13 protein-coding genes are annotated in these 18965 nt (G+C 62.0%); 5 read left to right on the top strand and 8 right to left on the bottom strand.

Features of this window, described 5'->3' with window-relative positions; genetic code table 11:
- Positions 1 to 56: 56 nt before the first annotated feature.
- Positions 57 to 2618 carry a GcvT family protein gene (locus AC1RTB_RS22265; protein ID WP_492881041.1) on the bottom strand — a complete coding sequence of 854 codons (2562 nt, stop codon included), beginning with the start codon at positions 2616 to 2618 and terminating at the stop codon, positions 57 to 59.
- Positions 2619 to 2842: 224 nt separating this feature from the next.
- Between AC1RTB_RS22265 and AC1RTB_RS22260 the strand changes: the two genes are divergently transcribed.
- On the top strand, positions 2843 to 4591 hold the full coding sequence (locus tag AC1RTB_RS22260) for a hypothetical protein (protein WP_492881040.1): 1749 nt from the start codon (positions 2843 to 2845) through the stop codon (positions 4589 to 4591).
- A gap of 77 nt (positions 4592 to 4668) precedes the next feature.
- Here AC1RTB_RS22260 and AC1RTB_RS22255 read toward each other — a convergent pair whose 3' ends face one another.
- The 7 genes from AC1RTB_RS22255 to AC1RTB_RS22225 all read right to left on the bottom strand — a co-directional run bounded on the left by AC1RTB_RS22255 (position 4669) and on the right by AC1RTB_RS22225 (position 13598).
- Positions 4669 to 6141 (bottom strand): aspartate aminotransferase family protein, encoded by a 1473-nt coding sequence (locus AC1RTB_RS22255; RefSeq protein ID WP_492881039.1) that lies wholly within the window; start codon positions 6139 to 6141, stop codon positions 4669 to 4671.
- 11 nt (positions 6142 to 6152) lie between these two features.
- Entirely contained in the window at positions 6153 to 7160 is a 1008-nt protein-coding gene (locus AC1RTB_RS22250) for an NAD-dependent epimerase/dehydratase family protein (protein ID WP_492881038.1), read from the bottom strand.
- Positions 7157 to 7591, bottom strand: coding sequence for an EamA family transporter (locus AC1RTB_RS22245; protein WP_492881037.1), 435 nt, complete (start codon positions 7589 to 7591; stop codon positions 7157 to 7159). The genes AC1RTB_RS22250 and AC1RTB_RS22245 overlap by 4 nt, the downstream gene beginning before the upstream one ends.
- A gap of 106 nt (positions 7592 to 7697) precedes the next feature.
- Positions 7698 to 9050 carry an FAD-binding oxidoreductase gene (locus AC1RTB_RS22240; protein WP_492881036.1) on the bottom strand — a complete coding sequence of 451 codons (1353 nt, stop codon included), beginning with the start codon at positions 9048 to 9050 and terminating at the stop codon, positions 7698 to 7700.
- Positions 9047 to 10486, bottom strand: coding sequence for a UbiA family prenyltransferase (locus AC1RTB_RS22235; protein WP_492881035.1), 1440 nt, complete (start codon positions 10484 to 10486; stop codon positions 9047 to 9049). Before AC1RTB_RS22235 ends, AC1RTB_RS22240 begins: the two co-directional genes overlap by 4 nt.
- A gap of 223 nt (positions 10487 to 10709) precedes the next feature.
- Positions 10710 to 10976 carry a hypothetical protein gene (locus tag AC1RTB_RS22230; protein WP_492881034.1) on the bottom strand — a complete coding sequence of 89 codons (267 nt, stop codon included), beginning with the start codon at positions 10974 to 10976 and terminating at the stop codon, positions 10710 to 10712.
- Between the two features lie 138 nt (positions 10977 to 11114).
- Complete coding sequence (locus AC1RTB_RS22225) at positions 11115 to 13598, bottom strand: mechanosensitive ion channel family protein (RefSeq protein ID WP_492881033.1); 2484 nt, start codon at positions 13596 to 13598, stop codon at positions 11115 to 11117.
- Positions 13599 to 13796: 198 nt separating this feature from the next.
- On the opposite strand from AC1RTB_RS22225, the gene AC1RTB_RS22220 reads away from it, so the two are divergent.
- The 4 genes from AC1RTB_RS22220 to soxG are packed head-to-tail and all read left to right on the top strand — an operon-like array spanning position 13797 to position 18940.
- The gene (locus AC1RTB_RS22220; protein WP_492881032.1) at positions 13797 to 15056 is read left to right on the top strand and encodes a sarcosine oxidase subunit beta family protein; all 1260 of its coding nucleotides are present in this window, start codon (positions 13797 to 13799) and stop codon (positions 15054 to 15056) included.
- An 11-nt stretch (positions 15057 to 15067) separates the two neighbouring features.
- Positions 15068 to 15367, top strand: coding sequence for a sarcosine oxidase subunit delta family protein (locus AC1RTB_RS22215; protein WP_492881031.1), 300 nt, complete (start codon positions 15068 to 15070; stop codon positions 15365 to 15367).
- Positions 15364 to 18360 carry a sarcosine oxidase subunit alpha family protein gene (locus AC1RTB_RS22210; RefSeq protein ID WP_492881030.1) on the top strand — a complete coding sequence of 999 codons (2997 nt, stop codon included), beginning with the start codon at positions 15364 to 15366 and terminating at the stop codon, positions 18358 to 18360. Before AC1RTB_RS22215 ends, AC1RTB_RS22210 begins: the two co-directional genes overlap by 4 nt.
- Positions 18353 to 18940 carry a sarcosine oxidase subunit gamma family protein gene (gene soxG / locus AC1RTB_RS22205; protein WP_492881029.1) on the top strand — a complete coding sequence of 196 codons (588 nt, stop codon included), beginning with the start codon at positions 18353 to 18355 and terminating at the stop codon, positions 18938 to 18940. Before AC1RTB_RS22210 ends, soxG begins: the two co-directional genes overlap by 8 nt.
- Positions 18941 to 18965: the final 25 nt, after the last annotated feature.

Below are 18965 nucleotides of genomic sequence, written 5' to 3'. Positions count from 1 at the left end.
GAAAGCCGGGTCTTTCATTCACAATGTTGCGAAGTGCCGCCGTGAGTTTGCAGCCGTCAGCTCCGCGGCTTGAGGTTTTCCGGGTCGTAGAGCGGCTTGTAGCCGATGGCCACGACTTCAACCGGATAGGTCTCGCCGAAATATTCGACCTTTAGCTTGCAGCCTTCCTGGCAATACGCCCAAGGCAGGTAGGCGAGCGCGATATTCTTGCCGATCGTCGGGCCATAGGCGACCGAGGTCGTGAACGACCGGCGGCCGAGTTCATCGACCAGCGTCTCGCCGGTCTGCGGATCCATCACCGGCATGATGCCCACGGGATAGCGGGCGACGCCCTTTGAATCGACATTGTCGGTCATGACCAGTGTACACAGCATGGCCGGCTGATTTTTCCGCGCCCGGTATTCCTCATGCTTGGCCTTGCCGCTGAAATCGGCATCCTTGACCTTAGGGCGGGCGAGATCGGCCTCCAGCAGATTATATTCGGTCAACAGGTCGGCGTTCTGAAGCCGCAGGCTCTTTTCCATGCGGCGGGTGTTGGCATAGGTTTCGACGCCGAAAGGCATGACGCCGACCGCCCTCAGCGCGTCCCAGACGGCAAGCGCGTCCTCATATTTCATATGCAGTTCCCAGCCCTGCTCGCCGACATAGGAAATGCGGAAAGCCGTGACCGATTTCCCGGCAATCCTGATGTCGCGCAATGCCGCGAACGGGAAGTTCTCCGGCGTCAGCGCTTCGGGTTCCTCGACCACCTTCTGAATTGTCGTCCGTGCGTTCGGCCCCCAGACGCCGAGCGTGACCAGTTCGCTGGTCCGGTCTGTCACCGTGACGTTCAGGCCGCGATCCTGCGCCGTACGCTGCATGTAGCGAAAATCGCGCGGGCCTGCGTCGGCGCCGTCGATCACCCGGCAGCGGTCGGCCATGCGGATCACGGTCAGGTCGGCGCGCACCATGCCGTCATCGTCGAGGAAGTGGGTGTAGATGCCCTTGCCGATATTGGCATCGCCGCCGATCTTGGCCGCGCACAGCCACTCCATCAGCGCGACATGGTCCGGGCCCTCGACGTCGATGATCGCGAAATGCGACAGGTTCACCATGCCGACATCCTCGCTCATGGCGAGGTGCTCGGCATTGGAGACGCGCCAGAAATGGCGGTTGTCCCACTCGTTTTCACGTTTCGGGATGCGGTTGCCGTATTTCTCGAGCAGATGCTCGTTGGCGGCATAACCATGGGCGCGCTCCCAGCCGCCAAGCTCCATGAAATAGCCGCCGAGTTCCTTCTCGCGCTCCCAGAAGGGTGAGCGGCGCACATCGCGGCCGGTCGCGTAAGGTTCGCGCGGATGAACAGCCGGGTTGTAGACCTTCTGAGCGGCCTCGCCGCAGCGCCCTTCGATGAACTTCTCTTCCAGCATGTGCGGGTAGAAGCGGGAATAGTCGATCTTGTTGTGGTCGATGGGCGTGCGCCCGTCGGTCATCCAGTCGGCAATGAGCTTGCCCATGCCGGGGCCATCCTTGACCCAGATGGCAACCGCATACCACAGCCCTCGCACCTTCTGGCTCTCGCCCATCGATGGCCCGCCATCGGTGGTGACCTGCAACAGCCCGTTGAAGGAATGGCTTTCGTTGTAGCCGAGCTCACCCAGGATCGGCGTCAGTTCCATCGCTCGCTCAAGCGGGGCGATGATCTGCTCCATGTCGAGGTCGCGCTGCGAGGGCGAAAGACGCGCCTCGTGCTTTTCGAGGATCTCGCGCGGATGGCAAAGGCGCGGATTGGTCTCCTCGTAGTAGCCCCACTCGATCTGCCCGCCTTCGGCAGTCCTGGGATCGCCGGTGTCGCGCATATAGGCCGAATTGCCCTGGTCGCGCAGCAGCGGCCAGCCGATTTCCTTGCCGGTGCCGGCGAATTCCGTGTACGGGCCAAAGAAAGTCAGCGGATGGTCGACCGGCATGACCGGCAGGTCCTCGCCAGCCATTTCCGCGATCAAACGGCCCCAAAGGCCGGCGCAAACCACGACATAGTCGGCCATGATGGTGCCGCGGTCGGTCACCACACCCTTGATGCGACCGTTGTCGATGACGAGCGACTTGGCCGAGGTATTGGCGAATGCCCGGAGTTTGCCGGCGGCGACACCCTGGTCGACAAGCTTGCCAGCGACCGTCTGCGAACGCGGAATGACGAGACCGGCATCGGGGTCCCACAGGCCGCCCTGCACCATGTGCTCTTCGATGAGGGGAAACTTCTCCTTGATCTCGGCCGGCTCGATCAGCCGCGCGCGTGTGCCAAAAGCCTTTCCTGAGGCGATCTTGCGCTTGATCTCCTCCATGCGGGCGTTGTCGCCGACACGCGCGACCTCAAGGCCGCCGATGCGGGCGTAATGGCCCATCTTCTCGTAGAAATCGATGGAGTAGAGCGTCGTCCAGCACGACAGGAAGTCATGGCTGGTCGCATAGCAGAAGTCGGAGGCGTGCGCTGTCGAGCCGATGTCGGTCGGGATGCCTGACTTGTCGATGCCGACGATGTCGTCCCATCCGCGTTCGATCAGGTGGTGGGCGACCGATGCGCCCACGATGCCGCCCAGCCCGACGATGACGACCTTCGCCTTTTTCGGAAACTCTGCCATTGCCCACGACTCCGAGATGATTTTGCCGGCAGACTATAGAGCGGTGCGGAGCAATTGCAGCCTGTTTGCGACATTGCCAAAAAGCCGCGCGACCTCGCGAAAATTGCTGGGAAACGAAGAGCCTGAAACAGGAGATACTGGCATGCTTAACGTTTTTAACGCCATTTATCTGTAGTTGAGCACGACAACTGCCATTTCGATTGGGTTTGCTTCAGGTGGAGAAGATGAACACGACTGTCGCCCCGCCCGCAGCATCCTTCACCAGCCGCCTTTCGGCTGGTGCAAGAAGCCCGCTTTGCCTTTTGGCGCTGGCCTTCCTGATCGTCTGCCTGCTGCTTGCACTGCCGATCGTCGTGCCTATCGGCCCGATGTATTGGGACGTGGTGATCTACTATGATGCGGCGAACCGTATTTTCGACGGCCAAGTGCCGATCAACGACTTCTTCACGCCGGTTGGCCCGCTCGGTTATTACCTCTTCGCCGGTTGGGTCGCGCTGTTTCCGAATGCGCAGCCGGCCCTCCTGGCGCACTGGTCCCTGCTCGCCATAACGGCGCCGTTGATGGCCCTGGTACTGTGGGATGTCGGCCAGCGTTCGCGCGGCATCGGCTTCGCGCTGCTGGTGCCGTTCCTGATCTTCGCGCTGCTGCCCTTCAACACCCGCGAGTTCTATCCCTTCCCTGGCTCCGACGCTTTTGGCATCTACAACCGCCAGGTCTGCCAGATGCTGTATGTTCTGGTCGCGGCCCTGATGTTCGTGCGCAACCGCTACCTCCTGGTTGCACTGATCGCCGTCATCATGACCGCGTTGTTCTTTCTCAAGATCACCGGATTCGTCGCCGGCGGCATCATCGCCGCCTATGCTTTCCTGGCCGGACGCGTGAAATTTCGATACGCGCTTGCGGCATTGGCCATTTTTGCGGCCACCCTTGCCGCCATCGAACTGGCCTTTGGCATGGTCAGCCAATATGTGGCCGACATTCTCAGGCTGGTGCAGATGAACAGCGGCACGCTGCTGCCGCGCTTCCTGCAATCGGCGTCGATCAATTTCGGCGTCATCCTCGCTGCATCAGCCCTGGCCATCCTGCTGCTCTGGAGTGATCGCCGCAAGCTTTTGGAACGCTTTTCCGCCGACCGGAAAGCCTCACTTCTTGGCGCGGTTTCGACTGTCCTTGATCACCATGGCCTTTGGCTGTTTGCGTTGCTTTTCGCCGGTATCCTGTTTGAGACGCAAAACACCGGCAGCCAGGCCTTCATCTTCCTGGCACCGATCGTGGTCGCGATCCTGCTCAAGGCACCCAAGCTGCTCGGCAAGCCGGTCGTGCTACTCTCGGTTCTGGGGCTTGCCGCTGCGGTCGTGTTGCCGCCCGCCCTGTTCGTCGTCGAACGCGCGGCCCGTGCCTATATCGGGGCGCTCAAGAACCAGCCTATGGCGCAGCGCAACCTGCGCACGTTGGGAGCGATCAACATGCGCAGCGAAGTCGCCGGCCGTGTCGAGCACATGCTGAGCTTCTATCCTGAACATAGCTCGCTCTACACCGACCTCACCAACGCAGGCGAATTGGCGACCCCGCTGCTCTATTCCGATTTCGATTTTCAGATCACCTATCTGCGTAATGTCGACACGGCCATCGACTCCATCCGCAAGCTGGAAGCCGACAAAGGCATCCGCTTCGACACGCTGATGTCGCTGAACTTCGTCAATCCGTTCCCCTGGCTGATGGACCGCTCCGCGCCGCTGCATATCGCCATCGGCGCCGATCCGACGCGCGCCGTGCCAGATCCCGGCTCGACCGAGGAAGCAGCGGTAGCGCAAACGGATCTCATTTTGCTGCCGACCTGCCCGCCGACAACGGCCAATGCCATGCTCTACGACATGTACAAGAGCGCCTTGCCCCAGCATCGCCGCATCAAGCTCGATGCGTGCTACGACGCCTTCGTCCATCCCAGGTTTTTGAGCGCGCTGGACAAGTAGAAGCCCCGAACACCGGACACAAAAAAGCCGGGGCTCACGACCCGGCTATTTTGTTGGCCCGATCCAAGCCGGGCGGTTTACTTCACTTGGCTCTTCACGAAATCCTTGACGATCGAAACGATGCCTCGGCCAAGCAGGCTGTCGAGTGCTGCGATCAGCACATCGACATCGGCGCGGCTGCAGGTCAGCGGCGGCAGTAGCCGGACAACGTTGCGGTTGTATTCGGTGAAGGCGACCAGCACGTCATAATCACGCAGCAGCAGCGCGCCGACAAAGCCGGAGAGCGAGCCCTTGAGCTTGTCGTCGAGCACGCTGACCACCGGGCGCAGCACCATCGGCAAGGTCTGCGAGAAGTCGTGGAACTCGAGGCCGACCATCAGGCCCTGGCCGCGCACGTCCTTGATGATCTTGGGATATTTCGCCTTGAGCTCTTCCAGTCGGTCGAGCAGATAGGCGCCAGTGGTGGCCGAGTTCTCGATCAGGCCTTCGTCGTAGAGCACGTTGAGGGTCTCGATGGCGGTGATGCAGCCCTCGCCGATGCCGCCGAAGGTCGCCATGGCGTGGATCATCGCCGTCTTGGGCGTGCCATAGGCCTTCATGTAGACGTCGCGGCGCGCGATCATGGCAGCCATGGCCGCCTTGCCACCGCCGAGCGACTTGGCGACTGCGGTGATGTCGGGCACAACATTGTAGTGTTCGAAGGCGTAGAAGCGGCCCGAACGGCCAACGCCGCACTGCACTTCGTCGGCAACCCAGATGACGCCGTACTTGTCGCAAAGGGCGCGCAGCTTCTGCCAGTATTCGGCCGGCGCCTTGATGATGCCGCCGCCGCCCTGGATGGTTTCAAGTACGATAGCGCCGATCGCCGGATCGGAACGGAATGCGGCCTCGACCGCATCAATGTCGCCGAAGGGCACACGCACGGTGTTGTCGGTGAGCTTGAACTCACCGCGATAAAGCGCACCGTCGGTGATCGAAAGCACCCCCTTGGTCTTTCCGTGGAACGAGTTCTCGGCATAGACGATCTTGGGACGCGCCGGACCAGCGGCACGCTCGGCGAGCTTGACAGCGGCTTCCATAGCTTCCGAGCCGGACGAGCCGAGAAAAACCATGTCGAGATCGCCCGGCGAAATCTGCGCCAGATTATAGGCAAGCGCCGAGGCAAATTGCGACATGAAGGCGATGCCGATCTCGTGGCGCTTTTCGTCCTGGAACTTCTTGCGCGCCTCAAGCACCCGCGGGTGATTGTGACCAAGCGCCAGCGAGCCGAAACCGCCGAAGAAATCGAGGATCTTGCGACCGTTCTGGTCGATATAGTGCATGCCTTCGGCACGCTCGATCTTGATCTTGTGGAAGCCCAGCAGCTTCATGAAATGCAGCTGGCCGGGGTTGAGATGCGCCTTGAACAGGTCAGTCATCTTGGCGACATCGAGCGCTTTGGCCTGCTCGACCGACATCAGCTTCGGCTTGGCGATAGCTGTCGGCGCCAGTGCCGGCGCCTCGACGATGGCGTGCGAATGAGCGGTGTCCGGCTTGGTGATGAGCGTCATGGTCATATCCTCTATTCGGCCGGGGCGTGCTGCGTGGGCGCTGCGACACCGTCCTTCTTGGCGCGGTATTCCTTGTAGGCGGCGATCAACATGTCCTCGTCGCGGTATTTCGGCACCCATCCGAGCTGGCGCTGGCCCTTGGAAACGTCGAGCACGCACTCCTCGTCGGCGATCAGATATTGTTCAGGGTCCATGATCGGCATGTTCATCATGTCGAGCAGGTCGAGCGTACGCTTCACCGCCCAGCCCGGCGTCGGCAGCAGGATCGATTTCGAGCCGGCATGCTTGACCAGATCGCCGAGCAGCTTGCGCACCGGCGGCGGGTTGAGCGAGCCGAGATTATAGGCCTCATTGGGCACGCCAGCCTTCCATGCAAGGCGCGCCGCTTCCGCGCAATCGAACACCGAGATGAATTGGTAAGGGTTCTTGCCCGAACCGATCATCGGCACGGGAAGGCTCCAGTCGATTAGCTTGAACAGTTTTTCGAGGATGCCGAGACGGCCGGGGCCGATGATCAGGCGCGGACGAAACAGCGAAATGCTCATGCCGCGCACCCGCCATTCGGCGGCCAGTTCCTCCGTCTTCTGCTTCGACCAGCCATATTCGCCGAGCGGCGCAACCGGATGCTCTTCGGTCATCGGCTGGGTCACCGTGTGGCCGTAGATCATGTCGGTGGTGTAGTGGACCAGCTTCGGCGCTGCCGCGTGATCCATCGCCTTGATGATGTTTTCGGTGCCGAAATAGTTCACCGGGAAAAAGAAGTCGTGGCGCTTGGCCCGCACCTGCAGCGGCGACAGCATCTTGGCTGAGAGGTTATAGACCATGTCGTCAGCCTTGATGCCAACGGCTGCGATCGACGCCGGATCGGTGACGTCGCATTGGACGAAGCGAACGTTGCGATAATGCGCGAGGTCGCTCTTGACGATATCGGCGACAACAACCTCGTCGCCGTCGGCGATCAGTTTGGGCGCAAGATGACGACCAACGAAGCCGTCGCCTCCGAAAATGATGTGTTTCATCGCACAAGCTCGCTTGTCTTGGTGGGTTCGATGGAGGCCGCAGCGACAACGTCGCCATGGTCGCGGCCGCTCTGGGCGATCAGCACGGTGCCGACGCAGATGAAGCCGATGCCGGCGATACGCCAGGCATTCAGATCCTCATGGAAGACGAAGTAGGCGAACACCGCGACCGCCACATAGGCCAGGCTAAGGAAGGGATAGGCGAAGCTAAGCTCGACCTTCGACAGCACATAGAGATGCGATGCCATCGAAATGACGAAGGTCAGCAATCCGGCGAAGACCCAGGGGCTGAAGACGATCTGCAATATCTTGATCAGCGGATTGGTGCCCTCGAAAGAAAGCGGACCAAGCGACATCATGCCCTGCTTGAGCATCAGCTGCGCTGCGGCATTGGTCATCACCGTGAAAAGGATGAAGAGAATATATTTCATTGCTTTGTCCGTCCTTCGCACAACCTAGCGGAAAGCCACGAATATTCCGTGAAGCTTTCCCGATAATTTGAACTTTTCTCGCATTTCTCTAACAGGTAGCGATTGTCTATTCGGCCGCCTGTACCGTGTCTCCATTGCGCCCGCCAAGCATGCCGGCGGTACGCGCCCAGAAATTCGACATGAAGGCTGGATCGCGCGCAGCCTCCAGCCGCCGCCAGTCCGGGAAGGAGGCAGCGAAAGTCTCGGCCGACATGCGAGCGTCCTTGTAGGGATTGACCGCGCCGCCAGCGCCCATAGTGATCCGGTCGAGCTCGGCAAGCAGCTTCAGTGTGCGTTGGCCGTGGTTGGGAAAATCAAGCGTCAGCGTGTAGCCGGGCCGCGCAAACGACATCAGCGCCGGCGAGCGCTGGCTGCCAAAACGCTTGAGCACGGTCAGGAACGAACCCTGCCCGGCCCCTCGCGCCGCTGCCAGCAATGCTGGAATGATTTCGCGGGCAGCCTCTTCGGGCACCACGCTCTGGTGCTGGTAAAGCCCGTTCGGACCGTAGAGCCGGTTCCAGTGCGCGACACCGTCGAGCGGAAAGAAGAACTTCTGATAGCTCGACTGGTTTTGGGCAAGACGACCGCGCCGCCAGCCATAGGCGGCGTTGAAGAGTTTCAGGAACGGTCGGTTGAGCAAGGTCAGCGGCGGCTGGAACGGCACCGACAACCTGGCCGCGCCGCTCTCTGCTGAACGGGCACCATAAGGCGCATGGTTGCCGGCCAGCAGCAGCCCGCGCCCGAAATGTTTGCCGCCGGCGAGCTGATCGATCCAGGCGACCGCATATTCATTGTCTCGGTCGGCGGCTTCGGCGAGCTCGAAATATTCGCCGAGATTGCCGAACGGCTTGACGGTCTCGGCAATGTCGAGCGAGGGCACCCGCATCAGTCGGATCGCGGCGGACAGGATGATGCCGGTCATCCCCATGCCGCCGATCGTTGCCCAGAATAGCCGGGCGTTCTCGCTCGGAGAGCAGGTGTAGGTCTGGCCATCGGAGCGCAACAGCGTCAGCCGCTCGACATGACAGCCAAAACTGCCGCGACGATGATGGTTCTTGCCATGCACGTCGTTGGCGATGGCGCCGCCGAGCGTGACAAACTGGGTGCCTGGCACCACGGCGGGGAAAAAGCCGTGCGGCGCACCGTAAGCGATAATGTCCGCGAGCAGCACGCCCGCTTCCGCCTCGATCAGCCCCGTCTCCGCGTTGAAGGAAAGAACTCGCTTGCGCGGCCGCATGTCGATAACCGCACCAGCGCTGTTCTGGCAGCTGTCGCCATAACTGCGCCCATTGCCATAGGCGAGCAGAGACGCTGCACGCGCCGAACCGCCGGTCAAAAGCCTGGTCGCCTCGCCAATATCGAGGACCCGGGATGCTCCCGGATTGGCGCGGCCGAAGCTCTGGTAGTCAGCCGTGCTCATCCTTGCAGTCCCGCCACCACAAGCAGCGCCGCGCCGGCGAGAACGACGATCTGGCTGCGCCAGTCGCGAATGATGAAAACCACCGGGTCTTCATGCAGTTCGTCACGGCGGGCGAGGATCCAGACCCGCATGGTGAGGTAAAGCACGATCGGCGCCAGCGGCCATACAAGCCACGGATGTGGGTAAAGTTCGCGCACCGCACTGCTGTCGATGTAGAGCGCCAGAACCAGCGCCGACGAAAAGGCCGAGGCCATGCCGGCCTGGGCGACGATGTCCTGGTCCTCGATGCGGTAGCCGCGCCCCGCAATACGCTCGCCAACGCTGAGGCTCGACGTGCGCAATTCGACATAACGCTTCACCAGCGCCAGCGAGAGGAAGAAGAAGATCGAGAAAGCGAGCAGCCAGAACGACACGTCGACGCCAGTCGCCGCAGCACCTGCAAGGATACGCAAGGTGTAGAGCCCTGCTAGCGCCAGCACGTCGATCAACAGCATGCGCTTCACCGACAGCGAATAGGCGGTCGTGGCGACAAGATAGACGAGCAGCACGCCGACAAACTCGATCGTCGTGAAGGCTGCCGTCACAAGGCTGATGACCAGCAGGATCGCTACCGACGCGAGGCCGAACGGGATCGACAGCTTTCCGCTGGCGAATGGCCGTTCGCGCTTGGTCGGATGCGCGCGATCGAGCGTCAGATCGAAGAAATCGTTGAGGATATAGATGGCCGACGCTGCCGCGCTGAACGAAATGAAAGCCAGCGCTGCCGGCACCAGCATGTCGAGATTGAAATATTTGTGCGCCAGCACCAGCGGCACTGCGATCAACACATTCTTGAGCCACTGGTGGACGCGCAGCATCTTGAGGATGGTGCGCAAACTCGGCTTCTGCGCCCCAATCAGCTCGGAGCCATGGTTCACCTGCCAGCGTGCGGCGGCGCGGTCGGGCGCGACAACGATCGCCTCCCGCGCGGCGTCGAACACCTTGAGATCGTGGCGACTGTTGCCGGCATAGTCGAAGCCGCCGTCGCCATAAGCGTCCACAAGCGCCTTGCGCTTGCGTTCGGCGGTGAGGTTTTCGGCGCCATCGCTGGCGAGCACGGCGTCGAACAAACCGAGATGCCGGGCGATGGCCTCGGCAAATTTGCGCGGCGTACCGGTGGCAAGAACGATCTTGCGGCCATGCGCCTGCTCTTCGCGGAGCCGCTCCAGGACCTCTGGCCGATAAGGCAGCGTCGCCGGATCGATGTCGACGGCCGCGGCAATCGCCTGCTTGAGCCGTGCCGGCCCCTTCAACAGCCAGAACGGCACCAGGAGGATGTTGAGCGGGTTCTTCTTGAGAAGGGCAAAAAGGCCCTCCCAAAGTAGATCGGTAGCGATCAGCGTGCCGTCGAGATCGACAGCGAGCGGTATCGCCCTGTTTTCTGAACGCGCGTCCATCGAATGCCTGCCCTGCCCCCTAGCCGGACGGCATGAACCTTCCGGACCCCATGTCTGGCCTTTAGCGCAGGGCATCATTCGGGATGGTTAAGGTGGGTATCAGAAGCGGTGCCGGCTGCATTTATTTCGCCAGTCATGCTTAAGCAGGTGTTAGCAGAGTGCAGAAAAGGCCGAGCTGTTGCCCGGCCTTTTCGATCACTTCGCAAGTGTTGGCTGGCAAAACTTACTTGATACGAGCAACGCCGCCCGAAATCTCTACTGTTTCCGCACCGGTCAGAGCCTCACGGTCGCCGTTGGGCATCGTCACGAAGCAGCCATTCGAGCAGAACTCGACGGTTTCGCCGGCGGCCAGCGCGAGTTCCGTCTTGGAACCGCCTTCCGTGACGATCAGCGTACGCGGCTCGGAGTCGAGGTTTACCGCGCTCGCGGCATGCGCCGCGCCCGACAAGGCCAGGAAGAGCGCGCCTGCGGCGACAAGAAACCTGTTCATTCTGCACTCGGTGTTTCCACCGCCCCTATTTATTTTCGCAAGGCATTCTCGCCGTTTGCAGGAGAGCTTATATGAGTCCGAAGCTGAACGGCAACTGAATGCCTTGTTCATGCCACAATTGCTTGTCGCGCGTCGCGCTTATTCCGGATCCGGTTTTTTGGATCTTCCCGGCTTGCGTGCAGCAGCGGCTTCGGCAGCACGTTTGCTGCGCGCCTCTTCCACTTCCGCCACCTGGGCTTCGACCTGCTCGTCATCGACAGGCCATTTCTCGGCAGGCTTGGTATCATGGGCGCGCGGTGTCGAAGGGATATCGATACGCTCGCGCGCGAACGCCTCGATGACAGCAAAGCGGACATCGTTCTGCACTGTGTTGCTGCCCAGAAGGTCGGCCAGGAAGAACCTGATCTCGAATTCCAACGCAGCTGGGCCAAAATTGGCAAACAGCACAAAGGGCTCCGGATTCTTGAGAATCATCGGATGCGAACGGACGATGTCGAGCATGATTTGATGGGCCCGCTTGACGTCGCTGTCGTAGGCGATGCCGACCTTGATGTCGACGCGTCCGAGTTTGTTGCGATGGGTCCAGTTGCCGACCGCGCTGTTGATCAGTTCCGAATTGGGCAGGATGACCGACTGGCGCTGGAAGGTCTCGATCTCGGTGGCGCGCACGCTGATCTTCTTGACCGTGCCCGATACAGCGCCCGCAACGATCCAGTCGCCAACCTTGAACGGCCGCTCGGCAAGCAGGATCAGGCCGGAAACAAAGTTGGACACCACGTTCTGCAGGCCAAAACCAATACCGAGGGAAAGCGCACCGGCAACGAGCGCGAGATTGGAAAGGTCGATGCCCGCCGCCGAAATCGCGATCAGCCCTGCCAGCGCTACGCCGGCATAGCCGACGGCCACGCGGATCGAATTGCGCACACCGGCATCGACCTTGCCGCGCGCCATCACGGAGCCGTCGAGCCATCCCTGGAACCAACGTGTCAGGAAATAGCCAAGCGCGAAGACGACGATGCCGGAGAGGATGCCAGCCGGCGAGAAATTGAAGCTGCCGATCTGGAAACCCGAGCCGATCTTATAGAGCCAGGTGACCATGTCGCCCGGCTGGAAGCCCCATTGGAACAGGATCAGCGGCACACCAACGACCAGCACCAGAAGGTTGATGACGATGCTGGTCACCAGTCCGAGCTGGTCGAGCGTCGTATCGTCGAGGGTGAACATCCTCTTGATACGGCGGCCGACAGTGGTCTTGATGAAGGCGTCTTCCTCATTGATCGCCTGCGACGACAGGAAGCCGATATACATGGTGGCGAGGATCGCTCCCGTGACCACGATCTGCTGCGAAACAAAGCGCGCCAAGCCGATAAAACCCAGCAAGGCCGCCACTATGGTGACCCCGCCTAACGTAAGCAGGACGTACCGGAAAAGACGCGGCCAAGGCTTCGGACGGCCATCTTGGTCGACGAACGGCTTGACCAGGCCAATCAGAACGACAAGCACGCCGATGATGACAGTCGATGCCAGTGCTTCGCCGACAGTCAGTGCCAGCGGCGATCCGAGCACCTGGTAGACCGAGCTCAAGAAGTAGTCGAGGCCGGTGAACAAGGCGGTGGCTATGATCAGCAGCATCAGCCAGCGCGCGGCACCGCTCTCGACCGGGATCAGCCGCCAATTGGGCAGCTTGGGCGACAGCACGGCCATGCCCAGCCGCGAGACGAAGAAGACGATGGCGATGACGTAGAACAACGACGACAGCATCGCGCCGATATCGCCGCGCAGCACCGCGAAATAGTCGAACAGAAAATAGGTGACGCCGAGGAAGACGACGAGCGCCGACGTCTGCATCAGCGTAGACCAAAAGGCAACCGAGAGCCTGCTGAGGTAGGACGGCTCCTCGACCCTGGCGTCAGCCTCAAAAAGCCGGCCGAACATGCGCCGTCCGCCGATGATGATGACGGCGGCGGCGGCCAAGGCAAAGAAGGTCGCGGCCAGCATCGACTTGAGCTTGAAACTGACGACGAAGCGAACCCAGGACGAGACGGTGCTGTAGAGATCGGTCATCTCGGCCTTGAAGGCCTGCATGACCTCGAAGGCCAAGGCAAAGTTGATTTCGTAGCGCTTGGTCAAAAGGTTCTGGAACAGATCCCGGCGTATTTCGGTGATCTGGCCGGTAAGCTTGTTGATCCGGATCGAGAGGTTCTCGGCAACGCCAAGAACGGCATTGATCTCGGCCTTTTCTGCGGTCAGGCTTTCGCGCTCGCTGGTGACCACGGCAGCCTCAGGCGGCTTGCCTTCAGCCGGCGGCTTGCCCAACTGCTCCAGACGGGCGTTGATCTCGGTGATGCGCGGGCGAAAAGCGACGCCGCTTTGCAGCAAATTGCGCGACAATTCCTCAAGCTGAAGGCGGATATCGACAAGTCCGGCGTCATCCTGCGAATTCTCTTCCACCTTCTTCTGCAGCGCGTCGACCTTGCTGGAAAGGCTGGCGATGACCTCCTGCTGGTCGGCGATCACGCCGGCTGGCGCCTTGCCGAGATCCTGTGCGTTCGCCTGCGACAGAAGCGCGACGGCGAGGATGAACACGGTGACGCCGATGCGCCGGACTGCGGAGAAAAACATGATTTGTCAGAGACTCTCGGTCTGTTTGCCAATTGGCAAGGCGCGCCATTGATAAAGATGCTCATCCGGCCGGGCAAGCCGGAGCTAGACTGACCGATTCAAAAGTCGGCCTAACGAAAGGCAATGGCGGAATATTGGCTTTGATCTAGAGAAGCTGCCTATAGTGTTCGCACACAGCCCCATAGGATGATTTGCAGGATGGCGGAATATTCGGCCTTTTCGCTTCTCAAAAACGCGCTCAGCGGCAACCGCGACTGGAAGCCGGCCTGGCGTAAGCCAAGCCCCAAGGCATCTTATGACGTGGTGATCGTCGGCGGTGGCGGACATGGCTTGGCGACGGCCTATTATCTCGCCAAGGAGCACGGCATCACCAATGTGGCGGTGCTGGAAAAGGGCTATCTTGGCTCCGGCAATGTCGGCCGCAACACCACTGCCATCCGCTCCAACTACCTGCTGCCGCAGAACACGCGTTTCTACGAACACTCGATGAAGATGTGGGAGAACCTCTCCCACGATCTCAACTACAATGTGATGTTTTCGCAGCGCGGCGTGCTCAACCTTGCTCACACACCTGGCCAGCTCGACGATCTCGCGCGCAAGGGCAACGCCATGCGCCATCTCGGCGTCGATGCCGAGCTGATGACGCCGGCCCAGATCGGCCGCCGTGTGCCCGGCCTCGACATGTCGCAGTCGGCGCGCTTTCCGATCTATGGCGGGCTGATGCAGGAACGCGCAGGCACCGCCCGCCATGATGCGGTGGCCTGGGGTTATGCGCGGGGCGCCAACCGGCGCGGCGTCGACATCATCGAAAATTGCGAAATCACCGGCTTCCTGCGCGACGGCGACCAGGTGGTTGGCGTTACCACAAACCGAGGCGAAGTCCGCGCCAGGAAGGTGGCGGTTGCCGTCGCCGGCAGCACGGGCCGCGTGATGCAACTCGCAGGCATCGACAAGATGCCGATCGAGAGCCAGGTGCTGCAGGCCTTCGTGTCGGAATCGCTAAAACCCTTCCTCGACACGGTGCTGACCTTTGGCATGGGCCATTTCTACGTCGGCCAGTCCGACAAGGGCGGCCTGATCTATGGCGGCGATCTCGACGGCTACAATTCCTACGCCCAGCGCGGCAACCTGCCCATCGTCGAAGAGGTGATGAGCGAGATGGTAGCACTCTTCCCAAGTCTTGCGCCGGTGCGCGTGCTGCGCTCGTGGGGCGGGGTCTGCGATATGTCGATGGATGGTTCGCCGATCATCACCACCGGTCCGCTGCCCGGCATGTATCTCAATTGCGGTTGGTGCTATGGCGGCTTCAAGGCAACGCCCGCTTCCGGCTTTTGCTTCGCCCACACCATCGCCAGGGACGCGCCGCACGAGTTGAACGCGCCTTTCACGCTCGACCGTTTCAGCCGTGGCACCGTCATCGACGACAAGGGCCAGGGCCCGACACCACGGCTGCATTAGGGGTTTGCTTCATGTTGATCACCTGCCCCTATTGCGGTCCGCGCGACGTCTCCGAATTCGCCTATCAGGGTGACGGCAACCGCAAACGCCCCGACCCGGCCTCGACCGATCCCGAGGCGTGGAATGCCTATGTCTATGACCGACTGAACCCGGCGGGCGCGCATAACGAGATCTGGCAGCATGCCGGCGGTTGCCGCGCGCATCTTGCCGTCGTGCGCGACACGCTGACCCATGACATATCGAGCGTGCGCTTTGCCCGCGAACATGGCGCCCCCACCCATGGCCGCCGCAAGTCGGGAGCCAAGGCATGAGCCCGCGCCGCACACCATCGGCCGGCCGCATCGACCGGCTGCGCACCATCCGCTTCACTTTCGACGGCACCGCCTATGCCGGGCATCAGGGCGACACGCTCGCCTCGGCGCTGCTCGCCAATGGCGTTTCGCTGTTTGGCCGCTCGTTCAAGTACCATCGCCCGCGCGGCGTCCTGACTGCGGGCGTCGACGAACCCAATGCGCTGGTGACGGTGCTGCGCGGCGAGGTCCGCGAACCCAACATTCCCGCGACGATGGTCGAAATCCATGACGGCCTTGTCGCCGTCAGCCAGAACCGCTTTCCCTCGCTCGCTTATGACTTCAGCGCGATCAACCAGCTTGGCGGCAAGGTCCTCTCGGCCGGCTTCTACTACAAGACCTTCATGGGTCCGGTGATCGGTCCGCTCAAAGGCACCCGGTTCTGGATGCTGTGCGAAAAGATCATCCGCCGCGCCGCAGGCCTTGGCCGCGCGGGTCATACCCCCGATCCATCCCGCTACGAGCGCATGAACGCGTTCTGCGACGTGCTCGTCGTCGGCTCAGGCCCCGCCGGCCTTGCAGCGGCACGCGAGGCAGCCACGTCGGGCGCACGCGTCATCCTGGCCGAGCTCGATCCCTCCTTCGGCGGTTCCGCCAACTGGTCCGGCGAGACCATCGACGGTGAACCCGCAGCCGCCTGGGCATCCGACATCGTCGGCGAGCTCAGGGATCATGACAATGTCCGCCTGCTCAAGCGCACCACCGTCTGGGGCTATTATGACGGCAACACGCTTGCGGCCATCGAGCGCGTCGGCGACCACAAGGCAACGGTTGCCAAGGGCGCGCCGCGCCACCGCCACTGGACAATCCGGGCCAGGAATATCGTGCTCGCCACTGGTGCCTTCGAAAGGCCGCTGGTATTTCCCGGCAACGACCGGCCGGGCGTGATGATGGCCAGTGCCGCCATGCGCTACGCCAATCAATATGGCGTCCTGCCGGGCGACAAGATCGCCGTCCTCGCCAACAATGACAGCGCCTACCGCGCTGCTGCTGCCCTCAACAAGGCAGGCGCCACCATCGTTGCCATCGCCGACCTGCGCCAGGACATCTCGGAAGCCTGCCGAAAGCTCGCACAGGCATGCGGCGCCGAACTGCTCGCCGGCCATGCGGTGATCGGCACCGAAGGCGGCAAGAAGCTGACCGGCGTGAAGCTGGCGCCCTTTTCGATCGCCGCCGGCGTATTGCCGGGCAGCGCGCGGAACATCGAGGCCGATTGCCTGGTCGTCTCGGGCGGCTGGTCCCCAACCATCCATCTCGCCAGCCAGGCCGGCGCGCGGCCGGTCTGGGACGACGATCTGCAGGCGTTCCTGCCGCCAGAAGCCGGTAAAGGCTGGTGCGGCGCCGGTGCCTTCAATGGCACATTCGCCACGTCCGAAGCCATTTCGGAAGGTTTTGCTGCTGGTCGCAAGGCTGCCGGCCAGCCCGAACTTGAAATCGGGACACCGCCCGATGTCGAACCGGTTGCGCTCGATCCACGCCCTGCCCCGGTCTTCGAGATCAGGGCCAAGGGCAAGTCCTTTGTCGACTTCCAGCACGACGTGACGGCTGACGACGTTCGCCTCGCCCATCTCGAAGGCTTTGTCTCGGTCGAGCATCTCAAGCGCTACACCACCCTTGGCATGGCGACCGACCAGGGCAAGGGCTCCAACGTACCGGGCCTCGCCATCATGGCCGAGGCCGTGGGCAAGCCGATCCCAGAGGTCGGCACGACGCGCTTTAGGCCCCCCTACGCGCCGGTCTCCGTCGGCTCGCTTGCCGCCGAGCGCTTCGGCGACCTCAAGCCCGACCGGCTGACGCCGATGCACGACTGGCATCTCGAAAACGGCGCAACGATGTATTCGGCCGGCCTGTGGCATCGCCCGATGATCTATGGCGAGGCGGGCGAGACGATCGAACAGGCCTATGTCAGAGAAGCGCAGATGACCCGCCAAACCGCAGGCATTGTCGACGTCTCGACGCTCGGCAAGATCGCCGTGCAGGGGCCTGATGCCGCCGAATTCCTCGACCGCGTTTACACCAACATCTTTTCGACGCTACCGGTTAGCAAGGCGCGCTACGGCCTGATGCTGCGCGAGGACGGCCTCGTCTTCGACGACGGCACCACCTGGCGGCTCGGCGACAATGATTTCCTGATGACCACCACGACGGCCAATGCCGGCAAGGTCATGCAGCATCTCGAATATTTCCTCGACGTTGTCTGGCCCGAACTCAAGGTTCACCTGACCTCGGTCACCGATCAGTGGGCGGGTGCGGCCATCGGCGGCCCCAGGGCGCGTGAAATCCTCGCCTCGTGCGTCACCGGCACCACTGTCGACAACGAGGCTTTGCCCTTCATGGGCATCGTCCATGGCGAGATCGCTGGCGCGCCTGTCATGATCTGCCGGCTGTCCTTTTCCGGCGAGATGGCCTTCGAGGTCTATTCAGGCGCGGGCCACGGCACCCACATCTGGGAAGCGCTGATCGAGGCCGGCAAGCCGTTCGGCATGGTGCCCTACGGGCTTGAGGCGCTGGGCACGATGCGCATCGAAAAGGGTCACGTCACCGGTGCCGAGATCGATGGCCGCACCTCGGCGCGCGACCTGCATCTTGGCTGGATGCTGTCGAAGAAAAAGCCCTTCATCGGCTCGGCGATGATGGACCGCGAGGGGCTGGTCGCCTCCGGCCGGCTCGAACTTGTCGGGCTGATCTCGCTCGACAACCGGCCGCTGAATGGCGGCGCGCATATCGTGGCGGAGGTCGACACGGAAAACCCCCATGGCTCGCTCGGTCACATCACCGCTGCCTGCTTCTCGCCCGCCCTTGGCAAATATATCGCGCTGGCGCTGGTTTCCGGCGGCAAGGCGCGCCACGGCAAGCGGGCCCATGTTTCCGACCCGCTGCGCAACCGCTTCGGACCGGTCGAGATCGTCAGTCACCATTTCTTCGACCCCGAAGGGAAGCGCATGCATGGTTGAGCAGCTTTCACCGCTCGAACCCGTGTTCCGGCCCGGCTCGCACGGCAATTTCGTCGATGGTGTCGGTGTGATACTTTCCGAGATCGCGCCCGGCTCCATCGTTCAGCTTGCCGCATGGCCCGGCGAGGAAAAAAAGCTGATGGTCACAATCAGCTCGATCACCGGCCTCAAGCTGGCCGACGGCGCCGGTGCCGGCGCGTCTTCCGACCGCTACGCCGCTTTCGGCTTCGCACCGGGCAAATTCCTGGTCACCGACACGTCGGAGGGACTGGCCATGACCTTCGCCGGCAAGGTCGCCTCCACAATTGGAACCGTCACCGACCTGTCGCATGGCCGCACGGCCATCCGCGTCACGGGCACGAAGGCGGAATGGGTCTTGGCAAAACTCTTCGCTATCGATTTTGCGCTCGCCGCCTTCCCCCGGGGCTCGGGCATCTCGACAACCCATCACGACATCTTCGCCCAGATCCAGCGCGGCGGACCCGACAGCTTCGACCTCTACGTCTTCCGCTCGTTTGCCCGTTCGTTCTGGAAGATGCTGTGCCACGCCTCGGACGAAGTTGGCTACGAGGTGCGCTGATAGCCCCCCAGTTTGACCTGACGGA

It is taken from the genome of Aminobacter sp. GW821-FHT11F06 (genome assembly GCF_058808215.1).
This window is presented reverse-complemented; position numbering and strand designations above follow the sequence as displayed.